The organism is Microvirga puerhi, assembly GCF_020089865.1.
Taxonomy (GTDB): domain Bacteria; phylum Pseudomonadota; class Alphaproteobacteria; order Rhizobiales; family Beijerinckiaceae; genus Microvirga; species Microvirga puerhi.
This window is the reverse complement of the sequence record NZ_JAIRBM010000023.1, coordinates 35,845-58,694: the sequence shown is the minus strand read 5'-3', so window position 1 is coordinate 58,694 and position 22,850 is coordinate 35,845. Positions and strand designations below refer to the sequence as shown.

The following is a 22,850-nucleotide window of genomic DNA, read 5'->3' as shown; positions in this document are numbered from 1 at the left end:
GCCAAACGTTATTCGCTGCGCGGCTTCAGCGATTGTTGGAACCGACTGATGGGCTCGCAATGGCAAGCTCGAAGGTGTTCGGCTCGAGGCAGGGCAACTCGTTGTCACTCCCCTCCCCGGCGATGTTCCGGCCGCCGCTGAGGAGCTGAAATGGGAACTCGGCGACATGTACCCGCTGGTCGAGGTGCCCGATCTCCTGACGGAGGTGCATGCCTGGACCGGGTTTGCCGATCGCTTCACGCACATCCGCACCCAGGAACCGCCTGAGAACATTCCGGCCATGTTGGCTGGCGTTCTGGCGGACGCCACCAATCTCGGTGCCAAGCGGATGGCGGCAGCGTCGAAAGGCATCAGCGCGCGGGAGATCGCCTGGAAGCGGATCTTCCATACGCGACCTGAGACCTACAAGCTGGCGCAGGCCTGCATCACCGACAGGCACGCCCAACACCCCCATGCCCTGCTCTGGGGCGACGGCTCCACGGCATCATCAGATGGGCAGTTCTTCCAGGCCAGCGATCGCGCAGGCCCGCGCAGCGATATCAATTTGCACTACGGAAGTGAACCAGGGTCGAAGTTCTACAGCCATCTCTCCGACCAGTACGGCTACTTTAGCATCCTGCCGATCAGTGCCACCGAGAGTGAGGCTCCGTACGTGCTGGATGGCTTGTTCGATCATGAGACAGAACTCGACATTCAGGAGCACTTCACGGACACAGGCGGCGCAAGCGACCATGTCTTTGGTCTCTTCGCGCTGACAGGCCGGCGGTTTGTTCCACGCCTTCGTAATCTCAAGGACCGGAAGCTCCACACCGTCGAGAAACCAGAGACGTATCCCGCACTCCAAGAGCATATTGGCGTGCCGATCAACACCAGTCTGATCATGGAGTACTGGGATGACCTGCTGCATCTGGCGGCTTCGATCCAGACACGGACGGTTGCACCCTCGACGATCCTCAAGCGGTTGGCAGCTTCCCGCAATCCCAGCCAGCTCGCACGGGCTCTGCGCGAGCTTGGGCGCCTCGAGCGCACCCTGTTCATGATCGAGTGGTATTCCGACCCTGCACTCCGGCGCCGCTGTCAGGCGGGTCTGAACAAGGGTGAGGCAGCTCACAAGCTGAAACGGGCCGTATTCTTCCATGAGCGCGGCGAGATCCGGGACCGTTCATTCGAAAGCCAGGCGTTCAGGGCCTCCGGGCTGAACCTGGTGGTGAGCGCCATTGTTCACTGGAACACGGTCTATCTCGGACGCGCCGTGGATCATCTCCGCCGTCGGGGGCGGATCATCCCGCCTGAGGTGCTCAAGCACGTGTCGCCTCTGAGCTGGGAGCACATCAATCTCACCGGCACCTATGCCTGGGGCGAGACGCCCTCGCTGGTCGATGGATTCCGCCCCTTACGCCTGCCGCAGCCCTTGGCACGAGCCGCATGATCCGACCGGGCGAAAAGGGAGGTTCTTTGTTCGTTCTAGCTTAGCGTATGTTTGGAAGCAGTTCTTGTTCCGACCCCACCAACACGCGGGCCTTCACCCTCTCCGGGACGCCCTTGGGCCTGACGCCACGCGAACGGTCCGTTCTTGAAGTGCTGATCAACCGTGCCGGGTCCGTGGTCCCCAAGGAAGCCCTTTCCGCTGCCATCTTTGGCTTCAACGAGGATGCCGATCCGAATGCGATCGAGATCTACGTGCATCGCATCCGCAAGAAGGTCCTTGGAAGCGGTATCGCGATCTCGACGCTGCGGGGACTTGGCTACATGCTCCGGAGGAGTGATGACGGTTCGCACTAGCCTGCGCGCTCAGCTCCTGGCGTGGATTCTCGGCCCCCTGACGTTGCTGCTGGGGGTGAATCTCTGGATCAGTTTCTCGAGCGCCAAGATCACCGCAGGGCTTGTCCAAGATACGGCCTTGCTGGCCTCCGCACGCAGCATCGCCGAGCAGATCAGCGAGAGGGATGGGACGATCGAGGGCGGCCCTGGTCGCCTCCGCCGAGCGGAGATCGACAAGAACCTTCGCCTCGCCTGTCTTCAGCAGGCGCGAGACGGTCGGTTCGGTGGTCATGCCGGCCTGGATCTTGTCCTGCTGCCGAGCCACTTAGTGCGAGCGCAGTTCGAACGCATATGTCAGTTCCAAGCCGAAGATTAGCTGGTTCCTTGATCCGAGGCGGGTCGTTATCGGGCTTGCCCCGGCGTCACCGACAAGTCGATCGTATCGCTGGAATACGGTCGTCCTCCACTGATCCGACCAGTCGTAGCTCACCGCGGCTTCCAGTCCGACGGATTTCACGCCGCCATGGGCACTGAAGGCTGGCAGCATTCCGTTTCGAAGGGCGCCCGCCGGACTGATTCCGAACTCCTTCTCCATGATGCTGTTGTCGGCCAGTGACGCGCGTGGACCGCCCGAGAGCGTGAATGCCCCAAACTTCTGGATGAGATCAGCCGAAAGATCAGCCACGAAGCCGTCGTGACGATGCAGCCCGTGACGAACTTCGAGGCGAGTGCGCAGGCGGTCCTGAATGGGCCAGTATTCGACGAATACGCCGGCTTCAATGGCCCATGGGTAGTTTCTGAGACCGGACAAGCGGCTGTCGTCTTGCGCAGACCGACCTGACCTGATGTTGGCCACCGGGCCAACCTTCCACCCTGACGTGCTGAAGAGTGTATAATCGAGACTATCGTCCGGAGCGCTGAACTCCTCAGGCTCATTGGGATGCCGAAAACCCACGGACGGGAATCCCGATAGGCCGTAAGCACTGGCCCCTTCGTACTTTGGGCTGACAAGTCCGGTTCCGGTCAGAGTGACGATCCATGCCGACGAAGCTTCGGCTGAGGGTGTCGGACTGAGGATGTCTTGAGCCTGCGCTGGCAATACTGAAAGCGCTAGTGCGGAATAGGCCGGAATGGCGATGTACAGCGTTCGCTTCGGCAACCGGCTGGCATTCGGATCTGGCTGAACGATCAACATTCGTGCTCACTCAACATGATGGCCAATCTTGATCGCAAGCTTCTTGACGCGGTGCCAGAGGCTTCGCTCCGAAATTCCAAGTCGCTCCGCTGCCCTTACCTGCACTCCATTCGTTTCCTTCAGCGCCTCGATGATATAGTTTCTTTCGATCCGCGCGAGTTCGGCGTCGAGATCGTTCGGCAGCCCGACCTCCGGGGCAAGTTTACTGTTCCCTTCTACGACATAATGAGAAAGATCGGAAACGTCGATCGTGTTGCCGCGTGCGACGATGACGGCGCGCTGCACGCAGTTCTGCAATTCACGAACGTTCCCAGGCCACGAATATCCCGCCATCGCGGCTTCCGCCGACGACGTGAAGCCGATGAGACGCTTACCCATGTCCGCCGCAAAGGAGTTGAGGAACTGGCGAGCCAGCAGAAGAATATCGCCCGGCCGGTCCCGCAGGGGCGGGAGTGCTATCGGGAAGATGTTGAGACGGTAATACAAATCCGCCCTGAACTCCTGCGCATCTATCAGCCGCCTCAAGTCCTTATGCGTTGCGGCGATAATCCGGACGTCGACATGAACGGACCTGTTCGACCCGATGGGTTCGAATGTCTGCTCCTGAATGGCGCGCAGAACCTTCGCCTGAATAGAGAGAGGCATGTCGCCGATCTCGTCCAGGAAGAGCGTTCCCTTGTCTGCGGCCGCAAAGCGGCCTTGCCGGGCTGCCAGAGCGCCCGTGAACGCACCTTTCACATGCCCAAAAAGCTCGCTCTCCAGGAGGTTCTCAGGAATTGCGGCACAATTCACCGCCACGAACGGCCTCAGGCGGCGAGGACTGTTGTAGTGGATCGCCCGGGCGACGAGTTCCTTGCCGGTGCCGCTCTCTCCCTCGAGCAGGACCGTTGCCCGGCTCTCGCACACTTCGGTGATCTGGCGCAGGACGTTTCGGAATGACGCACTCTCGCCCGTAAGGTGACCGAAACTGTACTTTTCCTCGAGCTCCAAGCGGAGCCGGCGGTTGTCTTCGAGCGCCTCGCCGAGCTTGAGCGCCCTTTCGACGGTCGCAATCACGTCATCGATTTCGAACGGCTTCGAGATGTAGTCGAACGCACCTTGCTTCACGAGGTCGACCGCGTCGCGCACGGACGCATATGCGGTCATGATGATGACCGGTATCTCCGACCTCACCGCCTGAATGCGCCGAAGCAGGTCGCGCCCGCCCAGGCCGGGCATCCGAAGGTCGGTCAGCACAAGGCTCACATCCGAGGAATTCAACACTCCCAGTGCCTCATTTACGGATCCAACCGCCTGCCCGTCGAACCCTCGCTCGGCGAGAGCAGCCGACACGACCTCGGCGAGCCGGACTTCGTCGTCAACGACCAGAACAGATGGTCTCATCGGCATGCTCCAACTCGGGTAAAGGTAGTTCTACGATGAAGGCCGTCCCTCGACCGAGCGTGCTGGCGCAAGTGAGAGAGCCGCCATGCTCCTCAACGGCAGCCTTGGCCTGGGCCAAGCCCAACCCGGTTCCTTTGGCTTTTGTCGTGAAGAAGGGGTCGAAGATCCGCCCGATGACCTCGGGCGCTATTCCGACCCCGTCGTCCTCAAGCTTGAGTTCCAGGGCATGAGCTCGACGGTTCATCGTAGCCGTTAATGTGCCCCCACCTTCCGTTGCGTCCATTGCGTTCAAGATAAGGTTCAGCACAGTCTGATAGAGACGATCCGGATCTCCGAACACTTTCGCACTGCCGTTCGGCCCTGAGATCGTCCAGGTCAGACCCCGCTTGGCCAATTCTGGAGCGGCAAAGTCGATTGCGCGCTCCAAAACATCTCTCCGGAAGTCGATCAGGCTCTTCTGCATTTCCTTCGGTCGTGCGAAATCGAGCAGGTCGCGGACAAGCCGATCGATGCGGGAGACTTCATCGAGCACGAACCCAATGAGACGATCTTCCGATGCGTTGAGAGCCGACTTCATACGAACCAATTGGCTGGATGTCTTAATGATTCCCAGTGGGTTGCGGATCTCATGCGCAAGCACTGCGGCGGCTTCTCCAAGAGTGGCAAGCTGTTCGCGCTTGCGCATGGCCCCTTCCTTGCTCCGCAGGCGGTCGAGCTGCTCGTTCATCAGATTAAAACCTGTCGCCAGTTCCGCGAGTTCATGCCCTCCGGTCTCCTGAACGCGGCTTCGGTAATCACCGGCCGTGACAGCGCGGACGCCCTCAATTAGGGCCCGGAGCGGGCGGGTGATGCGCTCCGCGACCAGGGCTCCCACAAGCACGGAAAACAGTCCCGCGATCCCGGCGAGGGCAAGAAAGTATTGCCATTTCGTGAGACGCTCGAACATAGCGGCCATTCCGGCCACCCGACAGGCGACGATGGCCACGAGGTGACCCTGCTCGTCGCGCAAAGCCGCAAAGGCAGTTGCCGGGCCGACCTGTGCCGTGCCGGACGAGACGGCGCTTTGCGCGCCCTGTAGAAGGGATTGCAGGACCCCCGCAGGGATCTCGAATGGTGGCCCGGCTTGGCCCGGCCTGACTGCGACCGCGCCATTGGAATTGACGACGGGAATCCGGATCTGCAGCGTCTTACTTGCTTGGGAAGCTGCAAAGAACGCCTCGTCGATTGCATTTGCAACAAACACGAAGTGCCTCTTCCCGGAGTTCGAGAAAACCCGGACGGCTCCTCCCACAATGGTCTCGCCGCCGTTGACCTGGACGCGATAGAGCGACTTGCTTGCTTCCTTCGGCGGTGGACTGAGAAATGTGAATTGGCCGAACGTGTACTCACTTCGTCCATCGTCATCGTAGATCTGGACGTAGTCATAACCAACGGACGCCAGGAGATCGGCAAATGGCGCTACGAAGTCTCCGAGCCCCTCGGGATCGAAAGTCTTACGGCTCTCCAGTGTGGTCACGATGATCGCGGCCGACTTGTCTGCCTCGTCCTTGGCCTCCTCGGTATCCAATGCCAAAAAATGGGCCGTTTCCTCCAGCCAGCGTTCGACGTTGTGCTGGAAGGCCGCCGAAATGACCTTTGCCGCGAAATAGCTGGCTCCGAGCACCGGAGGGGCGCTGACAAGCAGGAATGCGAGAACAAGGCGCCATCGCAGCGAAGAAAGCCGTGGGCCGATCATGGCAGGTGCCGTTCAGCGTTCATCACAGCGCCCCGGCGCCGCCGTACGCCGCCATGTGACCGTCTCGCCGAAAGTTTTAATGCCTAGGTAACCGGTCACCTTGAGGACATCGGGTTGGTCCAACCGGACTTCGACATCGTAGGATCTGCCGTCTTCCGGGTCGTAGATGCGGCCTTGGCCCCAAGTCCCATCGGTCTGCGGCTTGATGGCGGTGATGATCTGGAGGTTGCAGATCCGGCGTGAACGGAGGCTCGTATCCGGATTGTTGTCGTCGAGGACGGGACGGCCACTCTCGTCATGGGAGGACTTGAGCCAGACAACCCGTCCGCATCGCGCACTGCCGCACGCCGAGATCTCGATGGCACTCTCACCGTCCTCCGGCATCCAGATGCCCGTTATCTCGCGGATTGGTGTCGCTGCGCCTGCGGAAGTCAAAGCCATGCCGAGGAGAAGTGCGGCCTGCCCGCCCCAAATCGCGAAAGACTTCGTGATCGAAGGACAATCCTCTGAGGAGTTGAAACCAAAGACACTCTTTAGCATTGAAACACGTCCCAGCAAATCTTGGTGGTTCAGGTCGGGAATGCGATCGTTGAGACCCGCAGCAACCTGCCGCGGTCCGCGATTAGCCACTTTGCGTCGCTTGATATCCTCTCATCCCACGGCACCGGCATGGGGGAAGAGCTCAACGGCACGAGCCTGCTCCATGTAGCGTCGCGTGCGGGGCAGGGCATGAGCCGACTTGGCGAGCTGAATCTGAAACACGACGAGGTTCTCGTGCCAGAACGAGCACTCCGCCGCTGCCAGGTAGAATTCCCACATGCGGCAAAACCGCTCGTCGTAGAGGGCCGCCGCTTCCGTCCTCCGCGCCTGAAACCGCTTGCTCCACTCGCGCAGCGTCAATGCATAGTGGAAGCGCATCACCTCGACATCACTGATGACGAGACCAGCCTTTTCGATGGGGGAAACGATGTCGGACAGAGAGGGTATGTCGCCGCCCGGGAAGATGTATTTGTCGAGCCACGGCGTGACGAAGCCTGGCGCTTCCGAGAACCCTATCGTATGCAGGAGCATGACGCCGCGGCGGGCGAGGAGCCGCGCGACGTGCTCAAAGAAGGTGCCGTAGAAGCCTGCACCGACATGCTCGAACATGCCGACCGAGACGATGCGGTCGAAAGGACCCTCGATCGCGCGATAATCCTTCAGTTCGAAGCGGACCTGGCTCGCAAGGCCCGCTTGCGCCGCGCGGTCCTGCGCGACGGCGAGCTGTTCCGTGGACAGCGTGATACCCGTGACCCGCAGTTCGGGAGCACTTTGGGCGACCTGTAGTGCAAGACCGCCCCAGCCGCTTCCGATATCGAGGACGCTCTGGCCCGGACACAGGCACAGCTTGGCCACGATGCGGCGCTTCTTCTCGGCCTGCGCCTCTTCGAGCGTGGCCTCGTCATCCGCGAAATAGGCGCAACTATACTGCATATCCTCATCGAGAAAGAGGCGAAACAGCCGGCTGTCGAGGTCGTAATGATGCGCGACGTTGCGACGCGCCCGCGAAGGCAAGTTCGTGCGCACCGCGCGTCGTACCGAGAAACGGATCCAGTCCACGATGCGGGATAGAAGCGGCTGCTGCTGCCCTTCCGCATTGGCATAGAACAGCTTGAGGACGTCGAAAATCGTCCCGCGTTCGACCACGAACCGACCGTCCATGTAGAGTTCGCCAAAACGGAGGTCCGGATCGAGCACCATCGCCAGCTCGGCCGCAGCATCCGTGAAGCGAACGGCAAGCGATGGTCCGGCGCCATCGCCGAATTGCTCCTGGCGGCCCGAGGCGAACGTAACGGTGAGATTACCCTCGCGGACCATGTCGCGCAGGGCCGTGGACAGTATGCGCTCCACGGCTACTCCTCTCCCTCGACGGCATAGGTCGCGCTGGAGCCCCCGCCCGCATGCAGTGCTCTTTCGGCCAGGATTGACGCGAGGCCCATCCACTGAAGCATTCGAATGGCGGACATATGTCTAATCCTCCTCGGTCCCGATGATCACCACTCCGACGACAATCAGCATGATTCCGCTCCATCGCAGCACTCCGAACTCCTCCCGGAACAGGAGGACGGACGCAGCCGTCACCGTGACGTAGATCACGGAGGTCAAAGGAAAGCCGAGGCTCAAAGGAATACGGTTGAGGACCGTCATCCAGGAGGCGAACGCGCCGACATAGCCGATTACACCTGCAACGGTCCAGGGATCGGTGATGGCCGACATGACCCACCCGACGCCGAAATCCATCGAGCCGAGGCGATCCCCTGCCGCCTTGAGAGCGACCTGCGCCAGCGTCTCGGAAACAATCAGCCCACCCCATGCCAAGATAGAACATAACGTGAAATGAGGCAGCAGAACGGATGAGCGGTCTCTCATCGGGTCTCCTCCATGAGCCTTGCAATCTCAGGATCGAACCGGTCAAGCCGCACAAGCTTGGCCACCAAGCCAAGCACGTAGTTCGCAAATGTGTTGCGGTGGCGGAAATAGAGCCAGTTGATGGAAAGACGCGATCCCAGCCGGACCTTGGGTGCGTAGAACGATTGGCCGCTCTGGTAGACCGGCAGGTCACACTCGCTGCACAGAGCGACATTGTGGAGCCAACTGACGAAGTACAGGTTGTGCTGCCTAACCGTGCCGTTGTCCATGCCGACATACTTGTCGATCAGCCGGCCCTCCCCCTCGAGGACGAGATTGAACGCGACAAGGTCGTCGTCTGCCCAGTAGAGGATCATCGTGGCGGCCGTCGGCATTCTTGCGAGCACGGCGGCGAAATATGCGGGCGGCAGGCGCTCGAACGTGAGATCCCCGCGCGCGAAGGTCTGCTCGTAAAGGTCTGCGATCCGCGGGAGCACGTCGTCAACCGACTGGCGATGCTCGATCCGAAGCGTGGCGTCCCGCAGCTTCCGCCGCATGTCCTTGCGTGTGGCGCGGCTCAGGGTCGCCAGATAGGCATCGAGGCCTCCGGCCGGCACGGCGAGAGTTGCAGTCGGAAGGCCCGGCATGCGCTGGAATCCCCGCTCTGCTAGTGGTCCATGCCACGGCGCGAGCCCTGCATCGGGAACGTCCTTGACGCCGAGGAGGCTGCACCCCTCCTGAGCGGCCATACCCTCGAACGCGGCGAGCAAGGCTTGCACGAGGAACGGCTTGCGCTCATCGGGGACCTCCGGCACAAAGCCGAGATGGCAAGTCTCTGCCACCGGCGAGCCCAAGGATGCCAAGCGCAGCGTCAGAACAGACGGCAGGGCCGCTGTGAGTGCCGCGAGCAGACGTTTCATCGAACCCGGCGGCACGGTCGTGTCCAGCCGATACTCCGTGAGGAATGCCGGCACCACGGCAAGTGGCACGCCGGCCTCCAGGATTGCGAGGTAGCGCCATTGGAAGCCGGGTGGCCCGGCGTCCTCAATGGCCTTGTAGAACGCCCAGCCTTCCGGATCGCCCGGAAAGCAGCGATCCCACGCGACGGGGTCGATCGCGTCGATGGATTCGAAGACCTGAGGAAGCAGCCCGGATGGCCTCATCGGCGGGCTGTCCTGAGGGGCATGACATTCTCGTTCTTCGCAACCCGCAGACGCCGTTGGCGGCCCATGAAGTCGACTGTCCGGCCGACGAGGTGGTCACGGTCGCGGTCGAGCGTCACCATGTGATAGCTGTTCTCGAGGATCACCTTCTCGACGTCGCCGCCGATCCGGCTCGCCACATAGTTCGCGTTCCGCAGGCTGGTCATGTCGTCGTGCCGGGCGTGGACGACGAGCGCCGGGGTCCGGACGGAGGGGAGCGCGCGTTTCACCTCGGCGCTCAGCCGGTGAAGCTCGACAAGGCTGCGGCCCGGGGTGGCGGCGTTCCCGCTGCTCGCGCTGTCGCCGCCCAGCATGGCGCGGGCAATCCGTTCCCGAATCCGGTCATCCTTCAGGCCGTAGGGCGGCGCCTCGACAAAGCGGACCCACTTCGCGAAGCCCAGCGCGAGGGCCGGCTTCACCAGCACCCGCGTCTTCGGGATCGCCCAGCCATCGTAGAACAGCGTCGTGGAGTACAGCGCGAGGCCGGCCACCTCCCCCGGACGGTCCGCGGCCAGCTTGATCGAGAGCAGCGCGCCCATCGACAGTCCGCCCACATAGACCGTCTCGTGTTTCGCTCGGAGCCGGTCAAAGGCAGCTTCGACGCTGCGGCTCCAGTCGCGCCAGCCCGTCCTTACGAGGTCAGCCTCGTCACCACAATGGCCGGCGAGTTGCACGCCATGCACGGTGTAGCCACGCCGCGCAATTGCCTTGCCTATTCCCTTCATTTCGGAAGGCGTGCCCGTCAGGCCATGGACCAGCAGCAGGGCCACGGGTCCGCCTTCGAACGTGAAGCTGTTGTCGGTGATCATGTTGGATCCTTCTCAGGCACTTAGGCAAACCAGCGCGACACCGAGGGTGATGACCGTGGCCCCGAGCCAACGTCGAGTCGAGACAGGCTCGCCGAGCACCGCACGGCTCGCCAGGAGCACGCCGCAATAGGAAAGGGCCGCCAAAGGGAAGGCGATGCTCAGCGGTGCCTGGGAGAGCACGCCAAGCCACAGCACAAGTTCGACCGCATACGCCGCAACCCCTAGGACAATGGCCGGGCTCGTAAGGACCTTTCGCCACACCGGACCTTCGGGCGCTCCCGAAAGGCCCATCTTGAAGGCGATCTGACCGGCGACCTCGAGAAGGATCGTGGCGGCCATCAGGATGATCAGCACCGGCGTCACAGGATGGCCTCGAGGAGGTTTAGAAGGCGGGCATTGGTCGCTTCATTGATGGCGGTGCCTGCTGGCGCGTCGTTTGGCTGATCGATCCAGGCCTCCAGCCGTTTCGCCGGGTGGCGGTGGCGGCGCGGGGTGTACTCCCCGCAGATGTCCACGCCGGCAATCGGAGCATCGCTCGCCAGTGCGGCCAGAGCCTCTTCCAGGTAGGCCAGCGGCATGGAACCCTGATCCCAGTTCGTCGCGGCCTCCGCGGGTCCGAGTACGTCCTTGTCGATACTGATCCACAGGGTCTCGCCCGCGACCTGCCTAACCAGATCGTCGACGAAGCCGTCCCACGTGGTCCCGGCCAGACTATTCCAATGTAACGTGCGGCCTTCGGTTCGATGCCCCGGGATCCTGTGAACGCCCCGCCGCAACGTGGCCGGCGGCCTGGACCAGGGGTGAACCTCAAGGCGACCGCTCTGGAGGGCCTGCATCCAGGGGGTGCGACCGCCCAGCCGCGCGAGATCATCGCTACAGCATCCGATCGTGATCATCTTTCGGACGTGAGCGAGCGCCAGCGCCGCGTTGACCCAGGAACCGCAGTGGCGGCGCGGAAAGCTCCACGCGCCGTCCGGATGGTTGTCGAAGTGAATGACCGTCAGGGGACGATCCGCGCGTTCGACGAGGGCGGCCGTCAGATGATGGAAATCCCCCGAACCCGCCATGAAGACGTTGGTCATGCCCGATCGGAATTGCGGCAGGCGGGCACGAAAGGCGTCGAAATCGGATTCCCAAGCCCACAACCGCAGGGAGGGACCAAGATCCAGAAGGTCTATGCGCCGCGCCTGCGCCGCGGCCAGACGGTCACGAATGGCGGGCTGGCTGGTGAGGGTCGCATCGGTATCAAGGACCGTGAGCGCTATCGTCATGCGGCGCCGCCCCCGCTGCGGCCGGAAACGCCAGCCCCTTCGCGAGGCTGGAGCGCCACGGCGGTCACGCGGCATCCCGGAATGCGCCGAGTTCGGTGAGACCCTCGGCCACCTCGGCGAAGCTTTCGAATGCCCGGTGCGGGATGCTATGGGTCCGGCAATGCTCCAGCAAGGTCGAGGGCATGCCGCCAAAGCTCTTTGCGAAAACGAAATCGACCCGCTCGGCGAGGCAGATATCCGAGCGACCGTCGCCCACCAAGACTGTCAGCGTATCGCGCCCTCCGGAAGCGGCGGCACATTTGCAGTTCGCGGCCTGAACACGGCACGTGTCGGCGGCGTGCGGGAACTCGAGCGCCCACCCTCCCGCGGCCGAATGCACGAGCCGGTTGGCTCTGACCTCGAGTGACAGTCCCTCGCGCACCAGGATGCGGTTGATGGCGTGATCGAGTCCATCACTGACGACCTCCACGTCGATGCCGCGCCCTTGGCAGAGGCGGACGAAGGCCGGGAACGTTGGATCGATCGGCAGCCGGTCGAGCAGCGCATTCACGTCGTCCAACCCGGCACGCAACAGTGACACCTGCTGGCGCATGCACTCACCCGAACCGATCCGGCCAGCCTTCCAGGCCTCCTCGACCGTCTCCCATTCCGGGTCGGCGAAGGCGGCGAGGAGAGCATCCGTCACGTCATCGAGGGCGATGGTACCGTCGAAATCGCAAAGTACCCGAAAATGTGTGTTCATGGATTCAGTCAGGAGAGAAAGAAGGAACCTTGGCCGCCTTTACGCAAGAACCGTGCCATTCTTAGGCCCGGTATGATTTCCTTGTTTTTCCTGGAATTCTACGTGGCGGACGACCGTACCTATAAAAACCGAGCTACACATTTTGGAGCCCCCTCCCTTTCTGCGGGTGTCCTGACCCGCAGACTTCGCCTGGTCTTATGCTCTTGCCTTCCTTTGCGGCTCTGGTCCGCGGAGGCGGATCTGCCGGCACGCGGCCCGTTGGAGCAATTCCGGTGTTGAGCATGAGGCTGGGCTTCGCTGAACCACCGTTACACTCCGCAAGGGCTGGGCGCCTGCCATTCGTCAAGCCGCCGGATCGGTCAGACCGACGCTGCGCCGCCGCCTCTGTTCCTCGCCGTTCGAGGTCGGCAGCGGCGGCGCAGTCACTTACGGCACATCAAATGGCCGACGCGAGCTCGCGTGCGACGTCCCGGGCGGCGTCCAAGGTTGCGTCAATGTCCTCTTGGGTATGCGCGGCCGAGACGAAGAGATTTTCGTAGGCGCCCGGATGGAACAGAACGCCGCGGGAGAGCATGCCGCGCCACCACCGATCGAAGAGTTGCTGGTCCGCAAACCGCTCTGCGTCACGGTAATTCCTGATCGGCCGGGTCGTGAACCAGACCTGCATCAAGGCGCCGATCCCCACGACGTGGGCCGGCAGCCCTGCCTTCGTCAGCACGTCCTGAAGCCCGTATCGCAGGCGGTCCGAAACGGCGTCAAGGGCATCGTAAAAGCCTGGCGCACTGAGCTCGTCGAGCGTCGCGTTGGCGGCTGCCACGGCAATACCGTTCGCCGTATAGGTGCCGGCCATGGAAACCCGTCCATCGTCGACCAGCGCCATGATGTCCCGGCGCCCACCGAGCGCCGCAACCGGGAAGCCACCGCCCAGCCCCTTTGCGAACACGGAGAGATCCGGCGTGATCCTCAGGCGCGCCTGGGCGCCACCGATCGACAGGCGGAAGCCTGTGATGACCTCGTCGAAAATCAGCACGATCCCGGCCTTTTCGGTCATCGCGCGCATGGTCTCGAGATAACCGGGCTCCGGCAGGATGCAGCCCGTGTTGCACATGACGGGCTCGGTCAGGACCGCGGCGATCTTGTTGCCGTGGGTCTCGATCGCCGCTTTCAGCGCATCTGCATCGTTCCAGGGCAGGATAATGAGGTTGGCTTCGACACCGGCGGGCAGGCCGGGACCCTGCGGTACCGGGTACGGCTGGCTGTCGGGTCCCGCCTTCTCGATGGCGGGATGCTTGCTCCAATACACGGCATCGGAGAAGCCGTGATACATGCCTTCGAAGCGGATGATCTTGGTTCGCCCCGTAAATGCGCGCGCGAGGCGGGTAGCATAGAGCACGGCCTCGGTGCCGGTGTTGCAAAGTCGCACTCGCTCCACGGACGGGAGCGCATCCACGATCTTCTGTGCGAGAACCGCCTCGTCGGCCGTTGGCAGCGCGAAGACCGTTCCCCGCTGCTGGATGAAATCGACGACGGCCTGCGTGACGGCCAGAGGTCTGTGACCAAGGATCATCGGGCCGAGGCCCAGCAGGTAGTCGATATACACATTGCCGTCGACGTCCTGGACCTGCGAGCCGAAACCCTTCTCGACGAACAGCGGGTGGGGCGTCCAGCCGGACCACTGGGCACGGGCGGTACTATTGACACCGCCCGGGATAAGCCGGCGCGCGGCCTCGAACAGGGCGCCGCTGGTCTGGGTCGCCGTCGTCTGGATCTGCATGAAATTCATGGAAGCTCTCGGGTTTGGACTAGCTCGCCAGACGGCGAGCCGAAGCGGAGCAAAGACGGAGCGCCCGGCCAGGAAACCGGGCACGCTGCAAGCGGCGGCCCCACGTCGCCACAGCAGGAAGATGCGCGCATCGCAAGCCGCTGTAGCAAGAAGCGTGCCAATCGAGGCAGAAAAGGCAGATGGCGGAAATATCTGGCGAAGTCCGCTCAATCGGAAAATCTTGCGCGGCTTCCTGGCTCCATTTTTTAGAGCTTCCCCCCAGAATGAAGGTGACCGTCCAACCTGGTCCGGAAACTTCGGCTACTGCGGTGCAAGGTTGCCGCTTTGGGGTCGGAACAAGATCTGATGGGGTCTCTAATCGCGGGGCACTTTGCAAGCTTCTTCTCAATAGCTCACTCGCTCGGGCCTATGATTTGAGCCGAGTGAGCCTTGCGGATACTCCTGATCGCGGCCGGTCCTTGGGGTGGGAACAAGAACTGCTCCTACCCCAATCTGCCCCGCTTGCTCCAGAAGCTACGCTTTCGCCCAACTGCTAAGTTGTTGCGATAAAACAAGAGAACAGGGGCAATGGAAGCTAAGCTGGGACTGGCTACGGTCTCATAGACGATTTTAAGCTGTTCTGCCCGGCTGCATCGCGATCTATTACATATAAGGTCTCATCAAGGGTGCTTGTGGAAGCCTATGAACAGCCGATCGGCCTTAGAAGTCCTTGTTTTAAGCCATTTTAGCAGGCCTGGGGGAAGTCCTACCCTCTTCGGATGGTAAACAAAACGCCTCACCGATCGTCTTCAAACGACCAGTTGCTCATCACAAGCGAAAATGTACAAAGACACTAAAGAGTGTCCCGGAGCACCGTCGATGGCCCCCTCTCCTTCCAAAAAGCGCCTTATCGGCTATGCGCGCGTCTCTACTGAGGATCAGGCGCATGACGCCCAGGTTGACGAATTGCGCGCTGCCGGCTGCGAGGTGATCCACCAAGAACACGGCTCCGGCGCGAGCCGGGCCCGGCCGGTGCTTGCGCGGCTCATCGGCGAGATCCAGCCGGGAGAAGTCTTGGTCGTGGTACGGCTCGATCGGCTGGCACGCTCCGTCAGCCACCTCCTTGAGGTGATCGAAGCACTACAAGCCAAGAAGGCCTATTTCCGTTCTCTCCGGGATCCGATTGAGACCTCGACGCCGCAAGGCATGTTCTCCCTGCAGGTGCTTGGCGCAGTCGCGCAACTGGAACGTTCTCTCATCTCAGAGCGCACCAAGGCCGGCATCAAGGCTGCCAAGGCGCGAGGCAGGAAACCGGGGAATCCGGGGATGCGTGAACGGAATCCAGAAGCCATCCGGAAGATCGCCCTCGCCCGTGAGAAGGTCTACCTCGATCGGCTCATCGCCAGCGCAGACCGGTGGCTGCCGACGGTTCGTCGAATGCGACCGCATCATCCCTGGGATGACATAGTGCACCTGCTAAGCGACGGCGGACAATCGTGGACGGTAGCCCGCCTGCGGCGCGCCGTGGCTAAGCTCGTGTCGGAGCGCATGGCGGATCCGATCCTTCTCAAGCCTGCCGCGCGCAAGAGTCCGCAGGACCGCCTCATGACGCTGATTGCCGGTATCGCCATGGCTGATCCAAACCTCTCGCTCAGAGAGATTGGGGCGCAGATGGAACGCATGCGCGAGCGCACTCCACGTGGCGGCCTCCGTTGGTCAGCCTCCTCTGTGAAGAATCAACTTGATCGTGCTAGGAGCCTTGGCCTTGTATCGTAGGCACATGCAGTTAATGGCCTCCGCGATCCGCGGCCCGGCCTGCCGAAGCACTAACCCCCACACGTGACCTCAAGTATCCACTCCGTAGAGCGTCCCCTCCCCGCTTCCAGCCGGTGAGTTTCCCCGGGACATCGAGGCGGCTTCCCCTGCTAGTATGGCGCAAGGTTATTTACCCTGCAGTCGAAGCTAGCGGGTATTCCACGTTAGGTGAGATGCCGCGCGAGACCTTCTCTCCTTCCCTGGCCCTCCCCAGTGTTTGTGACAGTTGTAGCCTGTTCGTGGACCCCTTCCCTGTCTAACGTGCCGCAACTGCCTCGACGAGGAGGACAAGGCGCAGGGTCGCGCCTAAGAGCTTCTCCGCAGGTCGATGACTGTCCATCGCAGTTCGACGAAGTCGACTCCAAAGGCCTAAATCTGGCTTCCCTGATATGGTATCCGCGCCTCTGTTTGCGCCTCAGCCAGGTCTCAAGGGCCACGATAGCCACTTCTTCATTTTCATGCAGTTCAACTTTGCGCTGGCCTGAGGTGCCGATACGGCCCCATTCGCGGACTAGCGCAGCGTTCCCAAACAGACTCTCTTCGATAGCGAGCACATAAAACCGGGCGATGTTCGCAGTGTGATCGCAGCGGGCGAGGACTAGGTATTGGATCTTGATTTGGTGCATTCGGTAGCGTTACGCACCAGTGCGAGATGATCCAATTCAAAGATGGAATCAAAGGACCATCGAATGATTCCAGCTCTTGATGGGTTCGCGATGTTGTCAGCTGACAACCCGAAGCGAGCCCGTGTTAACAGTTTATTAGGACTAAAAAACTTGCTCGACTCGCCGAATCGTGGCCATAACAACAAAACGGCAAAGTAGCGTTAAACGAGGGCATGCCGTTTTGGGACAAGGTCATGGCGCAGGCAGCAACGCGGACAGAGCATTCGGGCGAGAGCACATCGGCACGGATCGCCCGTCATGCCAATGTCCTCTCTCAACAGTTGCATCAACTGAGCACCGTTCTATTCCCGCCCTCAGCGAGTAAGGCTCTAAGGTCGTTTTCCTCCGGTGAGGCTGCGAGAATTCTCGGGGTCTCCGACGGATATTTGCGCCAGCTGTCGCTCGACAATCAAGGCCCGATGCCAACCATAGGGGCCGGCGGCCGACGCTCCTACACGCTGTCTCAAATCAACGAGATGCGCGACTTTCTTGCTGGCATCCGCCCGCGGGAGGCTGGGAACTTCAAACAAGGGCGCCGAGACGATAACAAGCTTCAGGTCATCGCCGTCACAAACTTTAAGGGTGGCTCGGCCAAGACAACGACGTCGCTCTACCTCGCGCAGTATCTCGCACTGCAGGGATTCCGCGTACTAGCGATCGACCTCGATCCACAGGCCTCCCTGTCGGCCATGTTTGGCTACCAACCAGAATTCGACATCGCCGAGAACGAGACGCTCTATGGCGCGATCCGGTATGACGAGGATCGCCGGCCAATGAAGGAAGTGGTTCGGAAAACTTACTTCGAAGGCATCGACCTTGTACCTGGCAATCTCGAGCTTATGGAGTTTGAGCATCACACGCCGCGCGCCATGATCGAGCGCAGTGCACGAGGCCACGATCTTTTCTTCCGGCGCGTCTCCACAGCGATCAGCCAGGTCGCGGACGACTACGATATCGTCGTGATCGACTGCCCTCCGCAGCTCGGCTACTTAACACTCGGGGCGCTCAACGCTGCCACGGCGATGCTCATCACGGTCCATCCCCAGATGGTCGACGTAGCCTCCATGAATCAGTTCCTTCTGATGACTTCAGAGCTGATTTCTGTGGTGGAGGATGCGGGTGGTCATCTTGATCACGACTTCATCCGCTACCTCATAACTCGGCACGATCCCAACGATGTTCCCGAGACACAGATCGTCGCGCTGCTCCGCAATCTCTTCGGCGGCGACGTATTGAAGGCGACAGCCTGGAAATCGACGGCCATCGCCAATGCCGGCCTGACGAAACAGTCCCTGTATGAACTCGACCGCAGCTCCGTGGGGCGCTCAGCCTACGACCGAGCGCTTGAGTCGGTGGATGCTGTTAATGTTGAGATCCTCGGACTGATCAAAGGAGTGTGGGGTCGATGAACAAGCGAATGGATGCGATCCGGAGCTTTTTGGCCACCACACAGGATGTTCCGGGGAAGTTGTCAGCTGACAACCAAGCGCTAGAGTTGTCAGCTGACAACTCAACGCCTTCGATGCCTCGTGTATCGCCGAGGGTCTCTTCAGGTTCCGTTCGGGCGATGAAGGAATCATTCTCGCAAGCCGAGCGCGAGAACGAAGAGTTGCGAGCCAAACTCGCAACTGGTGCCGCGATTCAGGACATCGATCCCAGTCTGATCGACCCGTCGCCCGTATCCGACCGGTTCCAAGACGACGACGGTAGCTTCGAAGCTCTCAAGTTCTCTATCAATCAGAGAGGTCAGGAAGTTCCTGTCCTATTGCGTCCGCATCCTAGTGTGCCCGGGCGCTATCAGAGTGCCTATGGTCATCGGCGCGTCAGGGCCGCAAAAGAACTCGGCATTCAGGTGAGAGCGGTGATCAAGCCGCTCACTGACGAGGACCTGGTCATTGCCCAGGGCGTCGAGAACTCTGCTCGTGAAGATCTAACCTTCATCGAACGGGCTTTCTTTGCATTAAGGTTGGAAGACGCCGGTTATGCGCGCAACGTGGTGCAGGACGCATTGTCAGTCGACAAGGCTGAGGCATCGAAGCTTGTCACTGTCGCTAAGGCGCTTCCAGTTGACATCGTCGAAGCTATTGGACGTGCTCCAAAAGTCGGCCGGCCGCGCTGGCTAGCACTGGTCGAGGCTCTGAGAATTTCATCCAGCGCGATAAAGGCGGCGAGGGCAGTGATAAAGGCGCCGAAGTTTTCGGAGCAGGATACCGACACTCGTTTCATAACCGTGCTCACGGCTGCAACCGATAGTCCGAAGAAGGCTTCGAAGGCGGAGCCGCAGCACGTCATCACAGTTTCAGGTCGAAGGGTCGCTCAGGTCGTGAAGAGTGGCCGCGACCTGAAGGTCGCGATCGACAGGAAGTTCGACGCTGCATTCGTCGATTTCCTGATCGACAAATTTTCGGAACAACTTCCGGCCCTTGCTGAGCAATTCATAGCAGGGGAAGAGGGAGAAAAGTGATGTAACCGCGGCAAAGCAAAAGGCCCAAGGAGCTGGTAACTCCGAGGGCCTTTGGGTCTCATCGCCACTGGTGATGGCAGACAAGGTAGATCGCACCTCCTTTATGCCATCCCAGCGAATCGGCTGTCAAGAAGAACACCGACTCCGGTGAAGGATCCTGCTTTGCTCTCAAAGAGGAGGGTAGGGTGCAAACTGCATCGACAGGAGGCCGGCGGCTCATTCCATCCGCGTTGGCCGCGAAGAAGCTTGCCCTGGAGGCGGGCCGCTCGGTTGCGCGTAAAGAACTCTCGGCCGCGGCACGGGATGCGGAGAAGGCTCTCGATTTGCGCCCCGCTCAGCGCCTGGTGCTGTCCGAACTCGTCGCCTGCTGGGGTGAGCAGGAATGGGAAAGATTGCTGGTGTGGCCGTCCAACGATCACCTCGCGAGCCGCACGGGACTTCGCGAGCGATCCATCCGACGCATTCTGGCGCAGCTTACAGACCTGAAGTTGATCGTCGCCAAGGATTCCCCCAACGGGAAGCGCTTCGCGATCAGGGATCTCGCTGGCGAGATCATCGACGCCTATGGCTTCGACCTCACTCCAATCTACGCGAGGCGAGGGGAGTGGACGGCAATGCTGGCCGAGCAGAAGGTCATGCGGGAGATCCGCAAGCGCACCTATGATGAAGTGACCGTGGCCCGGAGAGCCACGGAAGAGGCCATCAGAGCTCTGGCACAGCATTTCCCGGTTCTGGACCGCTCCACACTGGAAGACAGCTACAGCGAACTCCTCAGCCGCACGCCACCTCGCTCAACGGCAGAGCTTCCGGCAGGTCTGATGAAGGATTGGCAGGACCTGAGAAAGGTTGTTGAGGAAGCATTTAATCAGTCCGGCAATGGAGGACTCGGAGTCAATCACAAAGAAACAAACAACGGATCTCCCAGTAAGTCTTGTACAAAGAGCTTTCCGAAGAAAGCTGAGGTGGTTCTGCCAAAAGAACGGCCGGCCGAGCAACTATCACCGGCTTTGATCGTTGAGGCATGCCCCGCGATCAATGACTATGGACGGCCTATTCGCGATATCACAGACATCGTGGGTGCAGGTCGCTACCTCAGAGCCTCACTCGGGGCGCACGAGAGCGCTTGGAATGAGGCAGTCGCGGATATTGGGCCGATCGGCGCTGCGGTCGCGGTGCTCTACGTGCTGCAGCTCTATGAGGATGATGTCGCTAGCGGCGCGAGCCGAATCCGAAATCCGGGCGGCTATTACCGCGCCCTCGTCCGCATGATCAAAACCCGCAAACTTGATCTCGAAACCGAGCTTCTCGCCATGAGGAGGCGGCGGATGTCATAGCCTGCTTCAGAAGCGAAAGCATTGTGGTCGCAATGATGCTCAGCCAAAGTGTCGCGTCGTCTGTCGCCACACTAATGGACTGTTCGTTCGGATTGAGAATTGCGTTTGCATTTAGACCGAGGGGAAATTTGCATTGTTCATCGATGGGAAGAGTGCTTCAGATTTCGGGCAGTTTTTGCTTGAGAGGTGGAGAGCTTGTATGAGGAATTTAATCGACAAACGGCGAAATAAGTGATTTCACAAAAGAGAGCAGGAAAGAACACTACGGCCTTCGGCCTCAGATGGTGGCGACCGGCTCCGCCATCGCCTACCGTCAGTTCAGCAAAGTCAATATGCCACGGGAAGAGGCCGCCCGGGCTGCGTGCCGTGGTTTATAGGCCGGGACGTTCACGCGCCGGAGGAGTATGGACAGCGGGCAGATCGCCGGCAACCTGTTATAGGACCTCGCCCGATATCTGCTGCGAATGTTCTAACTGACGAGCCGAGAGACATTACGCTTAGCCTTAGATCATTCAAACGCGATCAAACCAACTCTGGAATATTCTAGTATCCGTGTGAGAAGGGAAAGCTTCCTCCCTAGGAGCCCAATTTCCCCTTTCGTATTTGTAGTTTGTTTTACTACGATACTCCTCATAATCTTTTCTACGATGCTGCTCCTGCTCGCCTAGCTTGTTTTTGGAAGTTCCAAGCTCCAAATCTCGTGGGGTGACTTCCTTTACAGCTACATCTCTTCCTGCGCGTGCATTTTCGGCGGATGCAGATGCTATTCTATTGTTTTCCTGCTTTATATTGCTAGGGGCCAGGGCATTCCCGACCTCGGTTGCACCTATGGTCGCCGTGAACAACAAGCAGGCATTAAAAGCTGGCAACAGCCAACTAAGCACAGATTGAAAAAACTCTTTGGCTGGAAATTCCGCCAATAACAACGGCGTGTAGGTCTCGGAGATGCCGGCAGTGACATAGCACAAGATGACTGAAACTAAGAATGGAATCAGCGGTGAGTTGATGGTGGTCACGCGTCGAACGGTAACGGAAATTGCCGTGACGGCAGCGATTGCGCCTGATAGTTGGCCCACAGCTTCAGGGGTAAAGAACTCTTGTGCAGATGCCATGAGTTACCGGGGCATGTGACGTAGAAGCTCTTTATACCTACTGGGTCTGTACCTCTCATATTAGCTATCGCGGTTATTACCCTAATGCGCCTTGGCAATACGTGGGAGCTTTTGGCCAGACCTCTTCCCTGTCCACAGTGCCGTCGCATTCCCGATGGCGCGGCATGCTGCGGGACTGCCCCATTTCTCTCCCGTCACGCGCGACTGGAAAGCGCAGAAGGGGAGGGCAAGCCCTCACGTGCACAAAGTTGTCGGCGTTCGATTCAATCAACCTCTCTCGCGGGCCGTGGACCTACTTCGTTCTGCTCTGGGCGCGGAGCGCCTGAGTTGGCTCCGGTCCAGTGCCACTGACGCCGCATTTCACAGTAGGGGAGGGGAGTGAGAGCTCTGCCCTCCTCTCCCCAACAACCCGTCGCGGCGGTGTCCCCATCCTTCGGCCTCAAGGCCTGCCAGGACCGCTCTACGGCGGCCAGGGAGCCGCTTCGCATCTCCCCGGTGGGTGATCCCCCTCCCCCGCTCAAGGTTGCCCCCCTCTCCACCCGCGTTCGCCACGGGGCAGGGGCGCAGGCCAGGCCTGGCTTGCGCCCCATATCAAGGAGAGAGAAATGAGACTTCCGCGAGAGCTTCAGATTCCGACCGGTGCCGTAAAGGTCACTCATAAGAACAGCAGCGCGGTCGCGTATCTCTATACGAACGCTCATCGCCAGATCTGCGCCGTTGCGTTCTATGGGAAAGGTTCAAAGCCGTCGTTTCGCTTTGCGTTTCGCACCGAGGCCGAACGGGAACGGAAGATTAGTGAATTTTTCCAGCGTTGCGGCGCTTGGGATGCCTACAGGAAGGAACGCCGTAAGGAAAAAGCGCAGCCGCACACGCTGGAAATCGGACATATCCTAGTTTCGTCATGGGGCTACGATCAGACTAACATCAACTTCTATCAGGTCACCCGCATCGTAGGCTCCCATATGGTCGAACTGCGAGAGATCGGAGCGACCAGCGACGCCACAGACTGGGCGATGGGTCGCGCGGTCCCTGTTCTCGATAGTTTCAAGGGCGAGCCCTTCCGGCGTCGGGCTTCCTCACATGGTGGCGTGAAAATCAACAGCAGCCAATACGCCAGCGTTTGGGACGGAACGCCGCAAAACTGGACCTCCTACGCTTGAGAAGATTCACAAACATCGTTTCGCTCGGTATAAATTAAGTTGCATTTGGTAT

General features: G+C 60.5%; 19 protein-coding genes and 4 pseudogenes. 8 read left to right on the top strand and 15 right to left on the bottom strand.

Annotated features, from left to right (window positions below; genetic code table 11):
* Window positions 1–52 precede the first annotated feature (52 nt).
* The 3 pseudogenes from K9B37_RS21675 to K9B37_RS21665 form a co-directional block, all read left to right on the top strand.
* A pseudogene (locus tag K9B37_RS21675) lies at window positions 53–1,429 on the top strand (Tn3 family transposase); the annotation flags it as partial.
* A 74-nt stretch (window positions 1,430–1,503) separates the two neighbouring features.
* Window positions 1,504–1,782, top strand: a pseudogene (locus K9B37_RS21670) (winged helix-turn-helix domain-containing protein); the annotation flags it as partial.
* Window positions 1,766–1,900: pseudogene (locus K9B37_RS21665) on the top strand (hypothetical protein); the annotation flags it as partial. The pseudogenes K9B37_RS21670 and K9B37_RS21665, both read left to right, overlap by 17 nt.
* Window positions 1,901–1,930: 30 nt before the next feature.
* Here the strand turns inward: K9B37_RS21665 and K9B37_RS21660 are convergent.
* The 13 genes and pseudogenes from K9B37_RS21660 to K9B37_RS21600 all read right to left on the bottom strand — a co-directional run.
* A pseudogene (locus K9B37_RS21660) lies at window positions 1,931–2,083 on the bottom strand (ABC transporter substrate-binding protein); the annotation flags it as partial.
* A gap of 3 nt (window positions 2,084–2,086) precedes the next feature.
* A complete protein-coding gene (locus K9B37_RS21655; RefSeq protein WP_224315623.1) occupies window positions 2,087–2,956 on the bottom strand; it encodes a MipA/OmpV family protein in 870 nt (289 codons plus the stop codon).
* Window positions 2,957–2,962: 6 nt separating this feature from the next.
* On the bottom strand, window positions 2,963–4,339 hold the full coding sequence (locus K9B37_RS21650) for a sigma-54-dependent transcriptional regulator (protein WP_224315622.1): 1,377 nt from the start codon (window positions 4,337–4,339) through the stop codon (window positions 2,963–2,965).
* A complete protein-coding gene (locus tag K9B37_RS21645; protein ID WP_224315621.1) occupies window positions 4,314–6,074 on the bottom strand; it encodes a sensor histidine kinase in 1,761 nt (586 codons plus the stop codon). The genes K9B37_RS21650 and K9B37_RS21645 overlap by 26 nt, the downstream gene beginning before the upstream one ends.
* A gap of 12 nt (window positions 6,075–6,086) precedes the next feature.
* Complete coding sequence (locus tag K9B37_RS21640; RefSeq protein ID WP_224315620.1) at window positions 6,087–6,614, bottom strand: DUF2147 domain-containing protein; 528 nt, start codon at window positions 6,612–6,614, stop codon at window positions 6,087–6,089.
* A 111-nt stretch (window positions 6,615–6,725) separates the two neighbouring features.
* Window positions 6,726–7,964: a class I SAM-dependent methyltransferase gene (locus tag K9B37_RS21635; RefSeq protein ID WP_224315619.1), complete on the bottom strand. Its 1,239-nt coding sequence runs from the start codon at window positions 7,962–7,964 to the stop codon at window positions 6,726–6,728.
* A 120-nt stretch (window positions 7,965–8,084) separates the two neighbouring features.
* A complete protein-coding gene (locus K9B37_RS21630) occupies window positions 8,085–8,483 on the bottom strand; it encodes a DMT family transporter (protein ID WP_224315618.1) in 399 nt (132 codons plus the stop codon).
* Complete coding sequence (locus K9B37_RS21625; protein ID WP_224315617.1) at window positions 8,480–9,625, bottom strand: GNAT family N-acetyltransferase; 1,146 nt, start codon at window positions 9,623–9,625, stop codon at window positions 8,480–8,482. The genes K9B37_RS21630 and K9B37_RS21625 overlap by 4 nt, the downstream gene beginning before the upstream one ends.
* The gene (locus K9B37_RS21620; protein WP_224315616.1) at window positions 9,622–10,473 is read right to left on the bottom strand and encodes an alpha/beta hydrolase; all 852 of its coding nucleotides are present in this window, start codon (window positions 10,471–10,473) and stop codon (window positions 9,622–9,624) included. Before K9B37_RS21620 ends, K9B37_RS21625 begins: the two co-directional genes overlap by 4 nt.
* A gap of 12 nt (window positions 10,474–10,485) precedes the next feature.
* On the bottom strand, window positions 10,486–10,836 hold the full coding sequence (locus tag K9B37_RS21615) for a DMT family transporter (protein WP_224315615.1): 351 nt from the start codon (window positions 10,834–10,836) through the stop codon (window positions 10,486–10,488).
* A complete protein-coding gene (locus tag K9B37_RS21610) occupies window positions 10,833–11,744 on the bottom strand; it encodes an arginase family protein (RefSeq protein WP_224315614.1) in 912 nt (303 codons plus the stop codon). Before K9B37_RS21610 ends, K9B37_RS21615 begins: the two co-directional genes overlap by 4 nt.
* A 64-nt stretch (window positions 11,745–11,808) precedes the next feature.
* Window positions 11,809–12,486 (bottom strand): MtnX-like HAD-IB family phosphatase, encoded by a 678-nt coding sequence (locus K9B37_RS21605; protein ID WP_224315613.1) that lies wholly within the window; start codon window positions 12,484–12,486, stop codon window positions 11,809–11,811.
* A 436-nt stretch (window positions 12,487–12,922) separates the two neighbouring features.
* Window positions 12,923–14,269, bottom strand: a complete 1,347-nt coding sequence (locus tag K9B37_RS21600; protein ID WP_224315612.1) for an aspartate aminotransferase family protein — start codon at window positions 14,267–14,269, stop codon at window positions 12,923–12,925.
* An 858-nt stretch (window positions 14,270–15,127) separates the two neighbouring features.
* Between K9B37_RS21600 and K9B37_RS21595 the strand changes: the two genes are divergently transcribed.
* Window positions 15,128–16,024 (top strand): recombinase family protein, encoded by an 897-nt coding sequence (locus tag K9B37_RS21595; protein ID WP_224315611.1) that lies wholly within the window; start codon window positions 15,128–15,130, stop codon window positions 16,022–16,024.
* Between the two features lie 203 nt (window positions 16,025–16,227).
* Here the strand turns inward: K9B37_RS21595 and K9B37_RS21590 are convergent, their stop codons facing one another.
* Window positions 16,228–16,689 (bottom strand): WGR domain-containing protein, encoded by a 462-nt coding sequence (locus K9B37_RS21590; protein ID WP_224315610.1) that lies wholly within the window; start codon window positions 16,687–16,689, stop codon window positions 16,228–16,230.
* 233 nt (window positions 16,690–16,922) lie between these two features.
* Here K9B37_RS21590 and repA point away from each other — a divergent pair, with 233 nt between their 5' ends.
* The 3 genes from repA (at window position 16,923) to repC (ending at window position 20,526) form a co-directional block, all read left to right on the top strand.
* Window positions 16,923–18,137, top strand: coding sequence for a plasmid partitioning protein RepA (repA, locus tag K9B37_RS21585; protein WP_224315609.1), 1,215 nt, complete (start codon window positions 16,923–16,925; stop codon window positions 18,135–18,137).
* Window positions 18,134–19,192, top strand: coding sequence for a plasmid partitioning protein RepB (gene repB, locus K9B37_RS21580; RefSeq protein ID WP_224315608.1), 1,059 nt, complete (start codon window positions 18,134–18,136; stop codon window positions 19,190–19,192). Before repA ends, repB begins: the two co-directional genes overlap by 4 nt.
* Before the next feature lie 185 nt (window positions 19,193–19,377).
* Window positions 19,378–20,526 (top strand): plasmid replication protein RepC, encoded by a 1,149-nt coding sequence (repC, locus tag K9B37_RS21575; RefSeq protein WP_224315607.1) that lies wholly within the window; start codon window positions 19,378–19,380, stop codon window positions 20,524–20,526.
* A gap of 512 nt (window positions 20,527–21,038) precedes the next feature.
* Here repC and K9B37_RS21570 read toward each other — a convergent pair.
* On the bottom strand, window positions 21,039–21,638 hold the full coding sequence (locus K9B37_RS21570) for a hypothetical protein (RefSeq protein ID WP_224315606.1): 600 nt from the start codon (window positions 21,636–21,638) through the stop codon (window positions 21,039–21,041).
* 605 nt (window positions 21,639–22,243) lie between these two features.
* Between K9B37_RS21570 and K9B37_RS21565 the strand changes: the two genes are divergently transcribed.
* Entirely contained in the window at window positions 22,244–22,798 is a 555-nt protein-coding gene (locus K9B37_RS21565; protein WP_224315605.1) for a hypothetical protein, read from the top strand.
* The last annotated feature ends 52 nt before the right edge of the window (window positions 22,799–22,850 follow it).